Consider the following 17,484-nt stretch of genomic DNA (forward strand, 5'->3'; position numbering starts at 1 on the left):
GGCTTGCGGGCGTCGGTCGACAGTTCCCGGACGAGCCGGTACAGCACCGGCGCCTCGACCTCGCCGACCGGGTGGGCGCGCATGGAGCGCAGCGCGATCCGGTCGCTGAAGAAGTAGGCGACACCGTTGATGCCGAGGGCGATGACCAGCGCGATCGTCAGCCCGGGTCCGCCGCCGAACGCCCATCCGGCGACGAGCATCAGGGCGGACAGCGCGGCGATCAGTGCTGCCGTCTTGACGCCGTTGTATCGCACTTCCGTTGCCTCCCCGTCGACTCCGGCATGAACATCAACGGTTTGACCTGGGTGAACGTTCCCGGTCAGGTCACCTGGGACACCGTCTGCAGGACGATCTGCGGCGCCGCCGACAGGACGACCGCGCCGGCCGCGGTGGCGGTGATCGCGGCGCGGACGCCGGCGCCGGGTGCCGCGTCATAGTGCTCGCCCGAGGGGGACGGGGTGAACAGGCGCACGGCCCAGGCCAGGTAGTAGTACAGCCCGATCACCGTGTTGATCGCCATGATGACGGCCAGCCAGGTGACGCCGCCCGCGACGGTGGCGCGGAACACGACGACCTTCGCGAACAGCCCCATGACGCCGGGCGGCAGGCCGGCGAGGCAGATCAGGAAGAACGCGAGGGCGGTGGCGACGGCGGGGCTGCGGCGGGCGAGGCCGCGGTAGTCGTCCAGGGTGTCCCACCGCCCCGAGACGGGACCGCGGCGGCGGAAGCCGATCACGACGGCGAACGCGCCGAGGTTCATGACGGCGTAGAGGGCGACGTAGGCGGTGGTGGCGGCGACGGCCTCGGGCAGCCGGTTCGCGCCGACGGCCAGGGGCGCGAGCATGTAGCCGGACTGGGCGACCGACGACCAGGCGAGCAGCCGGATCGCGGTCCGCTGCCGCAGCGCCAGCAGGTTCCCCAGTGTCATCGTGATCGCGGCGAGCACGGCGATGACCGGCCCCCACACGTGCCCGTACGCGGGCAGGCCCAGGGCGAGGACGATCACGAGCCCGGCGAATCCGGCGGCCTTCGACACGACGGACAGGAACGCGGCGACGGGCAGCGGGGAGCCCTGGTAGACGTCCGGGGCCCAGAAGTGGAACGGGACGGCGGCGACCTTGAACGCGAATCCGGCGAGGACGAGGACCGATCCGACGGACGCGACCGGGTCCAGGTCGGCGTCCAGCCGGGCGAGGGCGGGCGCGACGCGGTCCAGGTGCATGGCGCCGGTCGCCCCGTACAGGAGGCTGATCCCGAACAGCATGATCGCGGTCGAGACGACGGAGACCAGGAACAGTTTCAGCGCCGCCTCGGACGCCGTCCCGTCGTAGCGGCGGAGCGCGGCCAGCGCGAACACCGGCAGCGACAGCGTCTCCAGCGCGACCACCAGCAGGACGAGGTCGCGGGCCGCGACCAGCGTCAGGGCACCGATGACGGCGGCGAGCAGCAGGAAGTGGTACTCGCCCACCGGCATCTTCGAGTCGGTGATCTCCTGCAGGGACAGCAGCACGACGATCACGGCGGCGCCCAGGACGATCCCCTGGAACAGCAGCGTGAAGTCGTCCGCGACGTAGGAGCAGGAGCGGGGGCCGCCGGAGCGCAGGCCGTCCGGCAGGCAGAACGTGGCGCGGCGGTCGCCGGCGGCCAGCGCGAGCACGGCGATCAGCGCGGCGGCGAGCGACCCGCCGGACACCAGGGACAGCACGCGGCGGGGCGCGTCGAACGCGTCGGCGAGCAGCAGCCCGATCGCGGCGACGGCGAGGATCAGCGGCGGCGAGATCGCCGCGTAGTCGATGCCCTGGATCATCAGCCGCCTCCGAACAGCGCGCGGACGGGACCGGTGGTCACGTCCAGCAGGGTCTTCGGCCACAGGCCGACGAGCAGCGTGAGCGCGATCAGCGGCACCCACGCCGCGTACTCCTGCGGCGACACGGCCGCGACGGGGCCGGACCGCGGCGAGGACGGCCCGTGGGTGAGCCTGGCGAGCATCCGCAGGAAGTAGGCGGCGGTCAGCACGGCGCCGAGCGCGGCGACGGCCATGAACGTCACGAACGTCTCGCGCGGCAGGTCCGCGTGCGGCCGGTACGCGCCGGCCAGCGCCAGCACCTCGCCCCAGAACCCGGCGAGTCCGGGCAGCCCGAGCGAGGCGACGGACGCGAACGTCAGGATCGACGCCAGCCGGGGCGACGTGCCGAGCATGCCGCCGCCGATCGCGTCCATGTCGCCGGTCCCCCAGCGTTCCTTGACCGAGCCCGCGAGGAAGAACAGCAGGCCGGTGATCAGGCCGTGCGCGATGTTGCCGAACAGCGCCGCGTTGATCCCGACGGGGGTGAGCGTCGCGATGCCGAGCAGGACGAACCCCATGTGCCCGACGGACGAGTAGGCGATCATCCGTTTCAGGTCGCGCTGGGCGAGGCAGGCGAGCGCGCCGTAGACGATCCCGATGACGGCGAGGAGCCCGAGCCAGGGCGCCCAGAACCGCGCGCCGTCCGGGGCGAGCGGCAGCGCGACCCGGACCAGCCCGTACGTGCCCATCTTCAGCAGCACCCCGGCCAGCAGCACGGACCCGACGGTCGGCGCCTCGGTGTGCGCGTCCGGCAGCCAGGTGTGCAGCGGCCACATCGGCGCCTTGACCGCGAGCCCGATCCCCATCAGGGCGAAGGCCGTGATCTGGATGCCGTGCGGCAGCCCGGACCCGTGCCGGCCGGCGAGCGCGGTCATGTCGAGCGTGCCGGCCTGCGCGCCGACGAGCAGCATCCCGGCGAGGAGCAGGCCGGAGCCGAGCAGCGTGTAGAGGATGAACTTGGCGGCGGCGGCGCGGCGTCCCGGCCCGCCCCACAGCATGATCACCGCGTACATGGGGACCAGGACGGTCTCGAAGAACACGAAGAACAGCACGAGGTCGAGGGCGACGAACGTGCCGAGCATCCCGATCTCCAGGACGAGCAGGAGCGCGGTGAGCAGCCGCGTCCGGCCGCCCTCCGGCGGGTGCCGCAGCGTGTAGAGGAAGCACAGGAACGTCAGCAGCGCGGTCAGCGCGACGAGCGGCAGCGAGATCCCGTCCACGCCGAGGTGGAACCGCAGGCCGATCGCGGGCGCCCAGGCGCGGTCGATCTCCAGTTGGACGCGGGAGGTGGCGCCGAAGTCGAACGCCGTCAGCGCGGAGACCGCGACCAGCAGCGTCGCGGCGGACACGGCCGTCCCGAACGCGCGGACGGCGAAGTCGGTGCGCAGGAACCGGTTCGCCGGGACGAGCATCGCCAGCGCCCCGGCGAGGGGGAGCGCCAGCATCAGCACGAAGATCACAGGAAGATCACCACCCCGGCCACGATGACGACGACGCCGGCGAGCAGGCCGGTGAGGTAGGTCTGCAGGTTGCCGTTCTGCAGGACGCGGAGCAGCCCGCCGAGCCGGCCCGCCGCCCGCGCGGTGCCGACGACGGCCGCATCGACGCGGTCGCGGTCGAACGTGACGACGTAACGCGCCAATGCCTGGACGGGCCGGACGATCGCCACCGCGTAGAGCTCGTCCACGAAGAAGGCCCGCGCGAAGGCGGGACGGACCGGGCCAAGCGCGCGCGCAGGGTCCAAAGCCGGGTCACGGTTCCATACGAGGAAGGCGGCACCCGCCCCAAGGGCGACCAGCAGGACGCTCAGCAACGACGCTCCAAGGTGCGGACGCAACTCCGAAGCGCCGAGACCGAAGAATCCGAGGATCGCGGCGGGGACGGCCAAGGCCGCGACCGTCCACGACATGAGGCGCGACGGGTCCCGCGCCTCGTAGGAGCCGCGCGGCTCGCCGAAGAACATCATCAGCCACGTCCGCATCGCGTAAGCGGCCGTCAGGGCGACCGTGACCAGCAACCCCAGATAGACCAGCCACGCGATGCCGGCAGGCAGGTCCATGGCAGGGGCGTTGTAGCTGATCTCAAGGTGAACAGGTGGGAGCGTCCCCAGCGTCGAGTCATCGTGAATCGGAGTACAGACGAGCGACGAGTCGAACTTGCATTGCGCGTACCCGGCGGATGTAGGGGCCGCTGGGGGTATGACGGCCGACTCGCCGCCGTGGAGGGCCGCGTGCTGGGCGGCCTCGATGATGGAGTCCTTGGAGAACCATCCGCTGAGCGGCGGGACGCCCGCGAGCGCGGCCAGCCCGATCGTCATCGACCAGAACGTGATCGGCATGCCGCGCCGCAGCCCGCCGTACTGCGCCAGCATGGTCGAGCCGGCGACGGCGATGACGCATCCGGCGGCGAGGAACAGCAGCGCCTTGAACGCGCCGTGCGTCAGCAGGTGGAAGATCGCCGCGGACTTCGCGCCGACCGCGAGCCCGGCGGCCATCACCGCGAGCTGACTGATCGTCGAGTACGCCAGGACGCGTTTCAGGTCGTCCTGCGCGAGCGCCGCGCACGCCGCGCCGACCATGGAGATCACCGCGATGAGGCCCAGCACGGCGAGCGCGGCCGGGGCGGCGAGGAACACCCCGTACAGCCGCGCGACGACGTAGACGCCGGCCGCGACCATCGTCGCCGCGTGGATGAGGGCGCTGATCGGCGTGGGGCCCGCCATCGCGTCCGGCAGCCAGGTGTGCAGCGGGAACTGCGCGCTCTTGCCCGCGACCCCGGCGAGCAGCAGCAGCGCCGCCGCCGTCACCGCCCCGCCGGGCAGGCCGCCCACCGCCCGCAGGACCCCGCCGATCTCGAACGTCCCCGCGCCGACGCCCAGCACGATCACGCCGATCAGGAACCCCGCATCGCCGAGCCGGGTGACCAGGAACGCCTTGACCGCCGCTCGCGAGTTCGCCCGCTCCTCCCAGCGATGCCCGATCAGGAAGTACGAGCAGATGCCCATGACCTCCCAGCCCACGTACAGGACGAGAAGGTCACCCGCGTAGACGACCAGCAGCATCGCCGAGGTGAACAGCGAGATGAACGCCGCGTAGGACGAGTACCGCCGGTCGTCCTTCATGTAGGCGACCGAGTACACCTGGACGGCGAGCGCGACGCAGCACACCATGAGCCCGGTCACCGCGGACAGGCCGTCCACCTGGAGCCCGACCCGGATCGGCACCGACCCGGTGTCGACCAGCGTGAGCGTGCCCGTCCGCTCGCCCGGGTCGCGCCACACGGCGAACGCGACGATCGCCGACAGCACCAGCGACACCGCGACCGGCACGCACGCGATCACGCCCGGCCCGCCGCCCGGCAGGCCGCGCACGAGACGGGTCAGCGACGGCCCGGACAGCATCCCGGCGAACGCGGCGAGGAACGGCGGCAGGACCACCAGTGCGGCGAGCCAGATCATCGCGCGTCGACCGCCTCGGTCTCGGTCTCCGGCTCCGCCGGACGCGGACGGGCCACGCCGCCCGCCGCCTCGTCGTCCGCCGCGTCCTCGGCCAGCGTCCGCAGCCGGTCGACGTCGATCATCTTCCGGTTCCGGAACACCAGCAGGACGATCGCCAGCCCGAGCCCGATCTCGGCCGCCGCGATCACGATGGTGAACAGCGTGAGGACCTGGCCGCCGTGCAGCCGGTCCCGGTACCAGATGTCGAACGTGACGAGGTTCAGGTTCACCGCGTTCAGCATCAGCTCGACCGACATCAGCACGAGGATCGCGTTGCGGCGCGCCAGCACCCCGTACACGCCGGCGGAGAACAGCAGCGCGGCGACGACCGTGGGATAGGCGAGATGCATCAACCGTCCTCCTTGCGCGGCCCCGTGCCGGAGTCCCGCGGCCCGATGTCGGAGCGGGACAGGACGATCGCGCCGACCAGCGAGGCCAGCAGCAGCACCGACAGCACCTCGAACGGCAGCACCCACGTCCGGAACACCCCGGCGCCCAGTTCCCGCGCCGACCCGCCGCCCGCGTGCAGCGGCATCCGCCGGTCCCCGAACCCCATGACCAGCACGGTGACGAGGACCGCGGCGGTGGCGGCGGCGACCGCCAGCGCGGCCCACCGGTTCCCGGAGTCCAGATCGGCGGACTCCCCGATCGGCGCCCGCGTCAGCATGATCCCGAACAGCAGCAGCACGACGATCGCGCCGACGTAGATGAGGACCTGCACCCAGGCGACGAACTCCGCCGTCAGCACCAGGTATCCGCCCGCGAGCGCGCCGAACGACACCACCAGCCACAGCGCCGCGTGGACGAGCCGCCGCGTCGTCACCACCAGGATCCCGGCCCCGACCGCGACCACCCCCAGCAGCGTGAACACGATCTCCTGACCGCTCATGTTCCGGTCCCCGGCGCCCGGCGCGCGGCCCGCGCCGCCGCCTTCTCCGCCGCGGCGATCTCCTTCGGCGGCTCGGCGGCCGGATCATGGGCCGGCGGCGGCGGGACGGTCCACATCCACTCGCGCAGCCGCTCCTTCTCGTGCGTCAGCTCCGCGATGTCGTACTCGGCGTACTCGAACTCCGGCGACCAGAACAGCGCGTCGAACGGGCACACCTCGACGCAGATCCCGCAGTACATGCACAGCGCGAAGTCGATCGCGAACCGGTCGAGGACGTTGCGGGTCCGCGGGCGTCCGCCGCCCTCGGCCGGGAGGGTCTCCTTGTGGGAGTCGATGTAGATGCACCAGTCGGGGCATTCGCGGGCGCACAGCATGCAGACGGTGCAGTTCTCCTCGAACAGCGCGATGACGCCCCGGCTGCGCGGTGGCAGGTCAGGTTGCACTTCCGGGTATTGACGCGTTATGGATCGCCGCGTCATCGTCCGCAACGTGACCGCCAGCCCCTTGGCCAGCCCGCCTCCTGGTAGCCGTCCCACACGCCCCATGATTGCGCACCACGGGCGCGGGGGGAACGCGATGGGTCCTGCGTTCGTCCTACCTGGAGTAGGCCGTGTGGTAGATGGCGGGCTTACGGGCAGGGAGGACTTGTGAGTCATCACGCAGACCGCCCGTTCGATCCGGAGTCCGGCCGCCTGCCCATGCCGGAGCGTCCGTACCCCGGGGCCCCGTATCCAGGGCCCTCGTACCCCGGAGCGCCGTACCCCGGGGCGCCGTACCCCGGGCACGCCCAACCCGGGCACACCCAGCCGAGCCGCCGGCCGCCGCCGCGGGCGTTCGGGCCGGCCGGAGGGCGTCCGCCCTATCCGGGGCCGCCCGCCCCACCGCCTCCCGCGTCGCCGCCCCTCCCGCCGCCGTCCGCGGAGTCGGCGAATGACGTCCTGTGGGCGTTCGTACCGTTCATCACACTCGGCTACGGGACGCCGTTCGCGTTCCTCTACGCCGCGATCCGGCGCGGATCGTGGGGGCTCGGCGCGGTCGCCGCCGGTTACGGCATCGGCACGGCCGGCGTCCTCACCCTGATGCAGTCCGGCGACCCGCTCCTCACCGTGCTCGGGGCGTTCCTGGCGATCATGCTGTGGCTGGCGGGCACCGGGCACGCGTTCGCCGTCCGGACGTCGGTCTTCCCCCGCGAGGCGCCCCGCAACCGGCAGAACGAGCACGCCATCCAGATCGCCAAGTACCGGCGGACGCTGCGTGCGGAGGCCCGCGCGCTCGCCGCCGAGGACCCGGCGCTGGCTCGCGAACTGCGGATCGGCCGTCCCGACGAGCCCCGCACCTACGACGACGGCGGGCTCGTGGACGTCAACCACGCGCCCCGCGAGATCATCGAGAAGCTGCCCGGCATGACGCCGGAGATGGCCGGCCGCGTCATCCGCCGCCGTGAAGAGCACGGCGGGTTCGTGTCCGCCGAGGAGATGGCGGTGGACGCCGACATCCCGCCCGACGTCCTGCCGCTGATGGCCGACTACACGATCTTCCTGAAGTGACCTCGGCCTTCCCGAAGTGACGCCCGGCCGCTCAGAGCGCGACCCTGAGGACGCCGGTGAGCGCGAGCTGGGCGAGTGACAGCGGGACGAGCCACGCCCAGGCGAGCTTCTGCAACTGGTCCTCGCGCATCCGCGGGTAGCTGACCCGCAGCCAGATCACGCAGAACGCCAGCACACCGACCTTGAGCAGCGTCCACAGCCAGCCCAGCTCGGTGTTCAGGAACGGGCCCTTCCAGCCGCCCAGGAACAGGACGGCCGTCAGCGCGCACAGCACCACGATCCCGGCGTACTCGGCGAGCAGGAACAGCGCGAACCGCAGCCCGCCGTACTCGGTGTACGGGCCGAAGATGATCTCCGAGTCGGCGACCGGCATGTCGAACGGCGGCCGGCGCAGCTCGGCCAGGCCGGCGACGAAGAAGACCACGGCGCCCACCGCCTGCCACGGCAACCACCACCAGCGCCACTCCCCGACGATGCCCTGCAGCGACAGCGTCCCGGCCGCCATCGCCACCGACGCCGCCGCGAACACCATCGGCAGCTCGTACGACATCAGCTGCGCGGCGACCCGCATCCCGCCGAGCAGCGAGTACTTGTTCGCCGACGCCCAGCCCGCCATGATCGCGCCGATCACGCCGACGCCCATGACGGCGAGCGCGAAGAAGACGCCGGGCCCGAGGTCGAGCGCGACCTGGCCGCCGGGACCGACCGGGATCACCAGCAGGACCAGCAGGTACGGGACGAGCGCCACGCCCGGCGCCAGCTTGAACACCCACCGGTCGGCGTCGCGCGGGACCACGTCCTCCTTCTGCGCGAACTTGACCCCGTCGGCGATGAGCTGCGCCCAGCCGTGGAAGCCGCCCGCGTACATGGGGCCGAGGCGGCCCTGCATGTGCGCCATCACCTTGTGCTCGGCCTGCCCCACCAGCAGCGGCAGCAGCGCGAACGCCCCCGCGACGAGGGCCAGCTTGACCACGACCTCAAGCATCGGGCCCCCAGTCGTCCGGTACGCCGGGCGGGCGGACACGGCGGCGGCTGGGCGCGCCGTGGCCGGATTCGCCCGGTTCCTTGGCGCCCGGCCACGGCTTGGCGACGCGGGCGGCGAGCACGAAGTCCTTGCGCAGCGGGTGGCCCTCGAAACCGTCCGGCAGCAGCAGCGGGACGAGGTTCGGGTGGCCCTCGAACAGGATCCCGAACATCTCCGCGGTCTCCCGCTCGTGCCACGCGGCGCCCCGGTAGACGCCCGTCGCCGTCGCCAGCACCGGGGCCCGCCGCGGGACGCGCGTCCGGACCAGCAGATGGTGCCGGCGTTCCAGCGAGTACAGGTGGGCGACGACGGCGAAGCCGTCCTCCAGTTCGTCCACGCCGGTCAGCCAGTCGAAGAACCCGCAGGACAGGTCGTCGCGGGCGAAGGTCAGCGCGTCCACCCAGTGCTCGGGCGGCACCCCGACGGCGAGGCCGCCGAACGTCTCCTCGGTGGTGACCTCGTCGTCGAAGCGGGCCGTCCAGGCGCGGGTCAGCTCGTCCGCCAGTTCGGCGCTCACCGGTCGCGTCCGATCCGGTCGTCATGATCGTCGTCGTCGACCAGGCCGGGGATGATCGACGGATCGTGCTCCGCGGCCGCGGCCTCGTCCGCCAGCGCGGTGACGGGCTGCGTCACCTCGTCGTCCGGGTGGACGGGCGGCTCCGGCTCCCCGGCCACCGGCTCCCCGACCACCGGCTCCCCGACCACCGGGACCGGGCGGGTCTCCTGCTCGTCCGGCGGCGGGACCGGCGCGAGCCGCCGGTCCTCCATCGGCCCGGTCTCACCGGGCACGGGAACGTCCCCGAGGTGCTGGACGGGGATGGTCTCGTCGTCCGGGCCGGCGCCCCGCGGGGCGGCGGGTTCGCCGGTCTCGTCCGCCAGGACGTCCCAGTGCTCGAACGTCTCCTCCTCGTCCGGCGGGGGCGGCGGCTGGAGCGGACGGCGCAGCACCGTCGCCGACAGCGGACGCGGCGCGGGCGGCGGGCCGAGCGGCTCCCCGCCGCCGTAGCGGTCGCCGAGCGACTCGGCCGCGATCTTCTCCTGCAGGTGGACGATGCCCTGCAGCAGCGCCTCCGGGCGCGGCGGGCAGCCGGGCACGTACACGTCCACCGGGATGATCTGGTCGACGCCCTTGGTGACGCAGTAGGAGTCCCAGTACGGTCCGCCGCAGTTGGAGCAGGCGCCGAACGAGATGACGTACTTGGGTTCGGGCATCTGCTCGTACAGGCGCCGCACGGCGGGCGCCATCTTGTCGCTGACGGTGCCGGAGACCACCATGAGGTCGGCCTGCCGGGGACCGGGCGCAAAGGGGATGACGCCGAGCCGGATGAAGTCGTGCCGGCTCATCGACGTCGCGATGAACTCGATGGCGCAGCAGGCCAGGCCGAAGTTGAAGACCCACAGCGAGTAGCGGCGGCCCCAGTTGAGCACGAACTTGATCGGCTTGGGCGCGAGCCGCGACAGCGGCCCGACCCTCGGCGGCGGTAGATCGATGGTGCCCACAGCGCCATTGTTACAGCGCCACCGGGGGTCAGACCCAGGAGAGGACGCCCTTCTTGCCCGCGTAGGCGAGCCCGGTGGCCAGGAACGCCAGGAAGACGAACATCTCGCCGAGCGTCGTCGCCCCGTAGCCGGGCGCGGAGAAGACCGTCGCCCAGGGGAACAGGAACACCGCGTCCACGGCGAACACGACGTACAGGTAGGCGAAGACGTAGTAGCGCACGTACGAGTGGGCCCAGCCCTCGCCGACCGGGTCGACGCCGCACTCGTAGGTGGTCAGTTTCTCGGCCGTGGGACGATCCGGACGCAGCATCCGGTTCGCCGCGAGCGCGCCGCCGACGATCCCCGCGCCGACGAGGAGCAGTACGACCACAACGACATACGTGTCGAAATAGTTATGCACCAGATCCTCCTCGCGTGCGTCTCATCCAGTACCCCACAACAAGGGTCAGGGGAGTGTGGCGTTGTACCTCCACCCCGGGGGACCACAATGTCATGGTTTTACTGCACACTAGGCTTGCATTGGGTCGTCTTGACCTGGAAGGACGTGACCGGATGAGCAACCCTCCACCTCCCCCGGGCTGGGAATCCCCGGGCGGTGCCTCCTGGCCGCCTCCACCGCCGCCCGCGGGTCCGGGCGGCCCCGCTCCCGGCGGCCCTGGAAACGCAGGTGGGCCGGGTGGCGTCGGCCCGGGCGGCGCTCCCCCGCCCGGCGGTTTCGGCGGCCCGGGAACGCCGCCCCCCTTCTTCCCGCCGCCGCCCGGCGCCCCGATGGGCGGTGCCCCGATGGGCCCCGGCATGCCGCCGCCGAAGCGCGGCGGAGGGGGTGCCCTGATCGCGGCCCTGCTCGGCGGCGGCCTCGTCATCATCGTCATCATCGGCGTCGTGGTGTTCGCGCTGGCCGCCAACAGCGGCAAGTCGCCCGAGGAGAAGCTGGCCACCGCGGCCACCGGCCTCGACTCGGCGCGCGCCGTCGGGCTGAAGGGCACCTTCGGCGGCTCCGAGACGCTGACCGGTGAGCTGAACGTCACCAAGGGCGGCCGCGCGATGGGGCCCGTCACCTGGGGCGGCAACAACGTCACCCTGCTGTCGGCCGACGGCAAGCTGTTCGTGAAGGCCGACAAGGCGTACTGGGAGCGGGAGATCTCCTCCGCCGACGACCAGTTCTACCTGAAGAGCGGCGAGCAGTGGGGGCGGCTGGGCGACGACGAACTCGACCTCGACTTCAAGACGCAGCTGACGCCGGCGGCACTGGCCGCCAAGGTGCGCCTGGCGAAGACCTCCAGTGTCAAGCCCATCGAGACCACGTGGCAGGGGAAGAAGGCCCTGAAGTTCAGCACCTTCGCCTCCACCATCTACATCACCGACGAGGACGACGCGCAGCTGATGCGCTACGAGGCCACCACCCCGCGCGTCACGCTGGACGTCACCCCGAAGGACGCCGGTGACGCCTCGTCCCTCATCTCCGACATGCGCACGAACATGGGCGAGCTGAAGGACTCCTTCAACGGGTCGGCCCGCCCGTCGGTCGACGAGTGGAAGAAGGGCGGCTGCAACGGCAACTCCGGCTGCACGGTGGAGGCGAAGATCCGCCCGCCGTACGACGTGGAGAAGCCCGTCACCGTCGACGTGCGGTTCCGGATCACCGCCGGCACGCTGACCGGCCGGGACCTCGGCAACTGCACCACCCGGATCACCATCACCGGCAGCGACTCGCAGTGGGCGAGCTGCCGGGTCACCAGCGGCGCGTGGACGAGCTGGGCCAAGTCCACCGGCGGCACGTTCTACAAGCACGCCGAGTACAAGGTGATCGGCGCCACGCCCGCCGAGGTGCAGGCTCTGCAGAACGGGCTCGACAGCGAATGAGGCGCAGGTGAGGCGCGCGGTGCGGGGCACCGCGCACTGATCCCGCCGCCCGGGTGCCCGGCGGCGCTCCTCCCGTCCGGGGGGAAGCGCCGCCGGGCACCCTTATGCTCTGTGGAGACGCCCCTCCAGGGCCCCGGCGACCGGCCCACCACCTCCCGGACCGGTCTGGAGCCTTGCCGGCACCCTTTGGAGGACGCCTCAGATTCCTTGCTTCGTGCCTGGCGGTCGGGCCGAAACCGGGCCCCGGAAGTGAGCAGAGTGAGACCGAGTGAGCGCTGAACAGGACGAGCCGTCATCCGCGGCCTCCTTCTCCCGCCCGGACGCCCCCGGAACACCCTCCGCCCCCCATCCCGGGGACGTCCACGTCGCCGGCGCCGTCCCCGCCTCCCCGGCACCACCGGACGGCACGGTGCCGCCCGTCCCGCCCAGCGGGGCCATGCCGCCGGGAGGGTTCGTGCCGCCGGGAGGGCCGGTTCCGGCCCCGGCCGGGAAGGGCGGCCGGCGGGGTCCGCGAAGGCTGCGGATCATGGCCGCCGCGGGCACGGCGGCCGTCGTGGTCGCGGCCGGAGCCGGCGCCGCCGTCACGCTCGGCGGGGACGAGAAGCCGGTGAAGAAGACGCCCAAGCCCACCGTGTCCGCACCGCCGCCCGCGTGGACGATCGCGGCCGGACGAGCCCTCACCTCCGGGACGGGCCTGCGCTACGACGGCACGATGACGCTGATGGGGCGGCCCGTCCAGGCGCATCTGCGGGCGACACCGGCGGGTTCGGTGACCGGCACGCTCGTCGCGGGAACGCTGACCGCCGACGTCGTCGCGATCGACGGCGTCACCTACCTCAAGGCGGGGCTCGTGTTCTGGCGCGACTACGCCGGGGACGTCGCGCACCCCGAGTACTACGCGGACCGCTGGTCGAAGGCGCCCGCGTCCGTGCCGGGCTTCGACGTCCCGGACGTCCTCGGGCCCAAGTCGATCGCGAAGACGCTGGCCAAGGCGTCGGCGGCCCCGCCGACGGAGAACGTGAACGGCGTCCGCGCGTACCGGATCAAGACGCCGGGGGCCGACTACCTGGTCACGGCCGCGGCCCCCTACCGGCTGCTGGCCGTGCGGGCCGCCGGGCAGAGCGCGCCGCGGTTCAGCGCGGCACCCGTGGCCGCGCCCGGGACGCTGTTCGCCGAACTGCGGCCGAAGGTGGCCATGCTGGGCGGCGCGCCCGACCCGGCCCTGCGCTTCACGCCGGGGACGCTGACGTTCAGCAACTGCGACCAGAACACCAACGGCTGCACGGTAAGCCTGCCCGCCACGCTGAGCGCCCCCCAGGGGACGGTGCCGGAAGACGCACGCGCCGCGATGCGGGCCTCCATCGCCTCCAGGGGCAAGCCGCTCGGTTCCTGCACGGCGTCCGGCCCGGTGCCGGCCGACCGCGCGCTGGTGCTGCGCTGCACCGTCACCAGCGGGCTGTGGCGGCACTGGATGCGCAACGCGCTCGACAACCCCGGCTCCTACCCGTACGAGGCGGCGGCCCGGGTCGTCGGCCAGGCGCTGGACCCGGCGGACGTTCCGAAGCTCCTCGCCCGGGTCGACCGGGAACGCAAGGCCGTGCTGAAACCGAAGCCCCCCACGCCGGGGCCGTCCCAGACGGGGCAGCCGTCGGCCGAGCGGTCACCGCGGCCGGAGGTGGCCACATCACAGGCCCCTGGAACCCCATGAGACACGCGTCCAGGGCCGGTGCGGCCCGGCGGGATCCGTGCTGTCTACACTTCGGGACGTGAACTCCACGCGCCTGGGGAGCCGTGGCTCCTCGACGAGCCACGCGCGGCGGCTGGTCCGGCGGCTGCACGTCGACCTGTGCCGACAGCGCAGCGGCCTGTGTCCGGGATGAGCGGGGACACCGCCCCAGGTCGCAACTCCCGGTGAGCGGTCGTCCCGACAGCCCCATCCGATCCCGGACATACCATGAAGGTAAGCCTAAGTAGCATCACGATCCCGGGTGCCTCCCCGGGGACAGATGCTGCCCGTCGAGGAGGTCTTCCTCTGTGACCAAACAGGTCCAGCAGCTCGACCGCGTCATCATCCGCTTCGCCGGCGACTCCGGCGACGGGATGCAGCTGACCGGCGACCGCTTCACCCAGGAGACCGCGGCGTTCGGCAACGACTTGTCGACGCTGCCGAACTTCCCAGCCGAGATCCGCGCCCCCGCCGGGACGCTGCCCGGCGTGTCCAGTTTCCAGCTGCACTTCGCCGACCACGACATCCTCACGCCGGGCGACGCGCCCAACGTGCTGGTCGCGATGAACCCGGCCGCCCTCAAGGCCAACCTCGCGGACCTGCCGCGCGGGGCGGACCTCATCGTCAACACCGACGAGTTCAGCAAGCGCAACCTCACCAAGGTCGGCTACGCGTCCGACCCCGTCGAGGACGGCTCGCTCGGCGAGTACCGCGTGCACGCGCTGCCGCTGACCTCGATGACCGTGAAGGCGCTTGAGAACTTCGACATCTCCAAGAAGGACGCCGAGCGGGCGAAGAACATGTTCGCGCTCGGGCTGCTGTCCTGGCTGTATCACCGTCCCACCGAGGGGACACTCAGCTTTCTGGAACGCAAGTTCGCCACCAAGCCCGAGATCATGAAGGCGAACATCGCGGCCTTCCAGGCGGGCTGGTCCTACGGCGAGACCACCGAGGCGTTCTCGGTGCAGTACGAGGTCAAGCCGGCCGAGCACGAGCCCGGCCTGTACCGCAACATCACCGGGAACCTCGCGCTCGCGTACGGGCTGGTCGCGGCGGGCGTGCAGAGCGGGCTGCCGGTCTTCCTCGGCTCGTACCCGATCACCCCGGCGTCGGACGTCCTGCACGAGGTCTCCAAGCACAAGCGGTTCGGGGTGCGAACGTTCCAGGCCGAGGACGAGATCGCCGCGGTCGGCGCGGCGCTCGGCGCCTCGTTCGGCGGGTCGCTCGGCGTCACCACGACGTCCGGCCCGGGTCTCGCGCTGAAGAGCGAGACGATCGGCCTCGGCGTCGCGACCGAGCTTCCGCTGCTGGTCATCGACGTGCAGCGGGCCGGCCCCTCCACCGGTATGCCGACCAAGACCGAGCAGGCCGACCTGCTCCAGGCCATGTACGGCCGCAACGGCGAGGCGCCGGTACCGGTGATCGCGCCGCAGTCCCCGTCGGACTGCTTCGACGCGACGCTGGAGGCGGCGCGGATCGCGGTGAAGTACCGCACCCCGGTGATCCTGCTGTCGGACGGCTATCTCGCGAACGGCTCCGAGCCGTGGCGGCTGCCGGACGTGGCGTCGCTGCCGAAGATCGAGCCGAACTTCGCCGAACCGGCGCAGGAGGGGTTCCAGCCGTTCCAGCGCGACCCGGAGACCCTCGCCCGCCCGTGGGCGATCCCGGGCACGGCGGGGCTGGAGCACCGGATCGGCGGGCTGGAGAAGGCCGACGGGTCCGGCAACATCTCCTACGACCCGACCAACCACGACACGATGGTCCGGCTCCGCCAGGCCAAGGTGGACGGCATCGCGAACGACATCGAGCCGCTCGCCGTGGACGACCCGTCCGGTGCGGCCCGCGTCCTGGTCATGGGCTGGGGCGGGACGTACGGGGCGATCTCCGCGGCCGTCCGGCGGGTCCGCTCGACCGGCCGGGCCATCGCGCAGGCCCACGTGCGGCACCTCAACCCGTTCCCCGCGAACCTGCCCGAGGTGCTGCGCTCCTACGACAAGGTCATCGTCCCGGAGATCAACCTCGGCCAGCTCGCGATGCTGCTGCGCGGCCGGTACCTCGTCGACGTGATCGGCTACAACCAGGTCCGCGGCCTGCCGTTCAAGGCGGAGGAGCTGCAGGGCGTCATCCAGGAAGTGATTGACAGTGAGTGACTCAACCGCCACAAGCGGCAATGGAAGCGGCCACGCTCCTGTTAACATCAAGGTGCCGGCGGGCCATGCTCCCCGCGTACGCGGGGGTGGTCCGGGCTTCAAGACAGACCAAGAGGTTCGCTGGTGCCCTGGCTGCGGCGACTACGCCATTCTCGCCGCAGTCCAGAGCTTCCTCCCCGAGCTTCAACTCCCGCGCGAGAACATCACGTTCATCTCCGGCATCGGCTGCTCGTCGCGGTTCCCGTACTACATGAACACCTACGGGTTCCACTCGATCCACGGCCGCGCGCCCGCGATCGCGACGGGCCTCGCCACGTCCCGCCCGGACCTGTCGGTGTGGGTGGTGACCGGGGACGGCGACTCGCTGTCGATCGGCGGCAACCACCTGATCCACGCGCTGCGCCGCAACGTCAACCTGAAGATCCTGCTGTTCAACAACCGGATCTACGGGCTGACGAAGGGGCAGTACTCGCCGACGTCCGAACTCGGCAAGATCACCAAGTCGACGCCGATGGGGTCGCTGGACGCGCCGTTCAACCCGCTGTCGCTCGCGATCGGCGCGGAGGGCACGTTCGTCGCCCGCACCATCGACTCCGACCGCAAGCACCTGCAGTCGGTGCTGCGGGCCGCCGCGCGGCACCGCGGCACCGCGCTCATCGAGATCTACCAGAACTGCAACATCTTCAACGACGGCGCGTTCGCCCCGTTGAAGGACGCGTCCGTCCGCGACGACGTCACCGTCCGGCTGGAGCATGGCGAGCCGATCGTGTTCGGCGCGGACCGTGACAAGGCGCTGCGCCGCACCCCGGCCGGGTCGTTCGAGGTGGTGAACGTCGCGGACGTCGACCCGTCGGAGATCGCCGTCCACGACGCGCACAGCCCGGACCCGTCGCAGGCGTTCGCGCTGTCGCGGCTGGACCAGCCGGCGTTCGCGCACACCCCGATCGGCATCTTCCGGGACGTGGACCGCCCGTCCTACGACGAGCTGATGCGGGCCCAGCTCGGCGAGGCCGTCGAGAAGCAGGGCGAGGGCGACCTGGCCGCGCTGCTCGGCTCCGGCGACACCTGGCGCATCGACTGATCACTTTCGCGCAAGGCCCGGCCCCGGCTCGCCCGGGGCCGGGCCTTTTCCGCGCTTTGAACGCCGGCCGGCGGGGCACGGTTCCGCACGTCCCCCGTTCGCCGATCTCCGGGCGGGACACGGTGCGGGACACGTCTCATCCTGAGAGACTGGCGGAGATCATGGAGCCGGGGAGGTGACGATGCGGGTCATTCCGCGCCGCAGCAGAGATCGTCCGCGCGAGGATCCCCCCACCGCGCCGGGCCCGGCGCTCCCCGGCGAGGCCACCACCGCCGTGCTCGCGGTTCCGCACGACGAGGCGGCGCGGCGGCGGGCGCGGGCGGCCGAGCGGCGGCGGGAGGCGGCCGAGGTCAAGCGGAGCC

The 17,484-nt window shown here is 72.0% G+C and carries 15 protein-coding genes and 2 pseudogenes; 6 read left to right on the plus strand and 11 right to left on the minus strand.

Features of this window, described 5'->3' with window-relative positions:
- From AF1_RS27365 to AF1_RS27395, 7 genes and pseudogenes are all read right to left on the minus strand, one after another.
- A pseudogene (locus AF1_RS27365) lies at positions 1 to 254 on the minus strand (protease HtpX); the annotation flags it as partial.
- 65 nt (positions 255 to 319) lie between these two features.
- Positions 320 to 1,807, minus strand: a complete 1,488-nt coding sequence (locus tag AF1_RS27370; RefSeq protein ID WP_067805468.1) for an NADH-quinone oxidoreductase subunit N — start codon at positions 1,805 to 1,807, stop codon at positions 320 to 322.
- Positions 1,807 to 3,306: a complex I subunit 4 family protein gene (locus tag AF1_RS27375; protein ID WP_306303194.1), complete on the minus strand. Its 1,500-nt coding sequence runs from the start codon at positions 3,304 to 3,306 to the stop codon at positions 1,807 to 1,809. Before AF1_RS27375 ends, AF1_RS27370 begins: the two co-directional genes overlap by 1 nt.
- The gene (locus AF1_RS27380; protein ID WP_067805470.1) at positions 3,303 to 5,303 is read right to left on the minus strand and encodes an NADH-quinone oxidoreductase subunit 5 family protein; all 2,001 of its coding nucleotides are present in this window, start codon (positions 5,301 to 5,303) and stop codon (positions 3,303 to 3,305) included. Before AF1_RS27380 ends, AF1_RS27375 begins: the two co-directional genes overlap by 4 nt.
- The gene (gene nuoK, locus AF1_RS27385) at positions 5,300 to 5,692 is read right to left on the minus strand and encodes an NADH-quinone oxidoreductase subunit NuoK (RefSeq protein ID WP_067805473.1); all 393 of its coding nucleotides are present in this window, start codon (positions 5,690 to 5,692) and stop codon (positions 5,300 to 5,302) included. The genes AF1_RS27380 and nuoK overlap by 4 nt, the downstream gene beginning before the upstream one ends.
- Positions 5,692 to 6,231: an NADH-quinone oxidoreductase subunit J family protein gene (locus tag AF1_RS27390; RefSeq protein ID WP_067805476.1), complete on the minus strand. Its 540-nt coding sequence runs from the start codon at positions 6,229 to 6,231 to the stop codon at positions 5,692 to 5,694. Before AF1_RS27390 ends, nuoK begins: the two co-directional genes overlap by 1 nt.
- Complete coding sequence (locus tag AF1_RS27395; RefSeq protein ID WP_242608694.1) at positions 6,228 to 6,674, minus strand: 4Fe-4S binding protein; 447 nt, start codon at positions 6,672 to 6,674, stop codon at positions 6,228 to 6,230. Before AF1_RS27395 ends, AF1_RS27390 begins: the two co-directional genes overlap by 4 nt.
- Positions 6,675 to 6,878: 204 nt before the next feature.
- On the opposite strand from AF1_RS27395, the gene AF1_RS36875 reads away from it, so the two are divergent.
- Entirely contained in the window at positions 6,879 to 7,778 is a 900-nt protein-coding gene (locus AF1_RS36875; protein ID WP_067805483.1) for a ComEA family DNA-binding protein, read from the plus strand.
- 31 nt (positions 7,779 to 7,809) lie between these two features.
- On the opposite strand, the gene AF1_RS27405 is transcribed toward AF1_RS36875, so the two are convergent.
- Genes AF1_RS27405 through AF1_RS27420 form a run of 4 tightly spaced genes read right to left on the minus strand, consistent with a single transcriptional unit; the run spans position 7,810 to position 10,702 of the window.
- Complete coding sequence (locus AF1_RS27405; RefSeq protein ID WP_067805487.1) at positions 7,810 to 8,763, minus strand: complex I subunit 1/NuoH family protein; 954 nt, start codon at positions 8,761 to 8,763, stop codon at positions 7,810 to 7,812.
- Entirely contained in the window at positions 8,756 to 9,319 is a 564-nt protein-coding gene (locus AF1_RS27410; protein WP_242608693.1) for an NADH-quinone oxidoreductase subunit C, read from the minus strand. Before AF1_RS27410 ends, AF1_RS27405 begins: the two co-directional genes overlap by 8 nt.
- On the minus strand, positions 9,316 to 10,302 hold the full coding sequence (locus tag AF1_RS37190; RefSeq protein ID WP_067805490.1) for an NADH-quinone oxidoreductase subunit B: 987 nt from the start codon (positions 10,300 to 10,302) through the stop codon (positions 9,316 to 9,318). Before AF1_RS37190 ends, AF1_RS27410 begins: the two co-directional genes overlap by 4 nt.
- Positions 10,303 to 10,330: 28 nt before the next feature.
- Positions 10,331 to 10,702, minus strand: a complete 372-nt coding sequence (locus tag AF1_RS27420; RefSeq protein ID WP_067805493.1) for an NADH-quinone oxidoreductase subunit A — start codon at positions 10,700 to 10,702, stop codon at positions 10,331 to 10,333.
- Between the two features lie 383 nt (positions 10,703 to 11,085).
- Here AF1_RS27420 and AF1_RS27425 point away from each other — a divergent pair, with 383 nt between their 5' ends.
- From AF1_RS27425 to AF1_RS27445, 5 genes and pseudogenes are all read left to right on the plus strand, one after another.
- A complete protein-coding gene (locus AF1_RS27425) occupies positions 11,086 to 12,165 on the plus strand; it encodes a hypothetical protein (RefSeq protein ID WP_242608692.1) in 1,080 nt (359 codons plus the stop codon).
- Positions 12,166 to 12,433: 268 nt separating this feature from the next.
- Positions 12,434 to 13,873, plus strand: coding sequence for a hypothetical protein (locus AF1_RS27430; protein WP_084263396.1), 1,440 nt, complete (start codon positions 12,434 to 12,436; stop codon positions 13,871 to 13,873).
- 326 nt (positions 13,874 to 14,199) lie between these two features.
- Positions 14,200 to 16,041 carry a 2-oxoacid:acceptor oxidoreductase subunit alpha gene (locus AF1_RS27435; RefSeq protein ID WP_067805502.1) on the plus strand — a complete coding sequence of 614 codons (1,842 nt, stop codon included), beginning with the start codon at positions 14,200 to 14,202 and terminating at the stop codon, positions 16,039 to 16,041.
- Between the two features lie 52 nt (positions 16,042 to 16,093).
- Entirely contained in the window at positions 16,094 to 17,122 is a 1,029-nt protein-coding gene (locus AF1_RS27440) for a 2-oxoacid:ferredoxin oxidoreductase subunit beta (RefSeq protein WP_242608691.1), read from the plus strand.
- Positions 17,123 to 17,303: 181 nt separating this feature from the next.
- Positions 17,304 to 17,484, plus strand: a pseudogene (locus tag AF1_RS27445) (SecDF P1 head subdomain-containing protein); the annotation flags it as partial.

It is taken from the genome of Actinomadura formosensis NBRC 14204 (assembly GCF_001552155.1).
Taxonomy (GTDB): Bacteria; Actinomycetota; Actinomycetes; order Streptosporangiales; family Streptosporangiaceae; genus Spirillospora; species Spirillospora formosensis.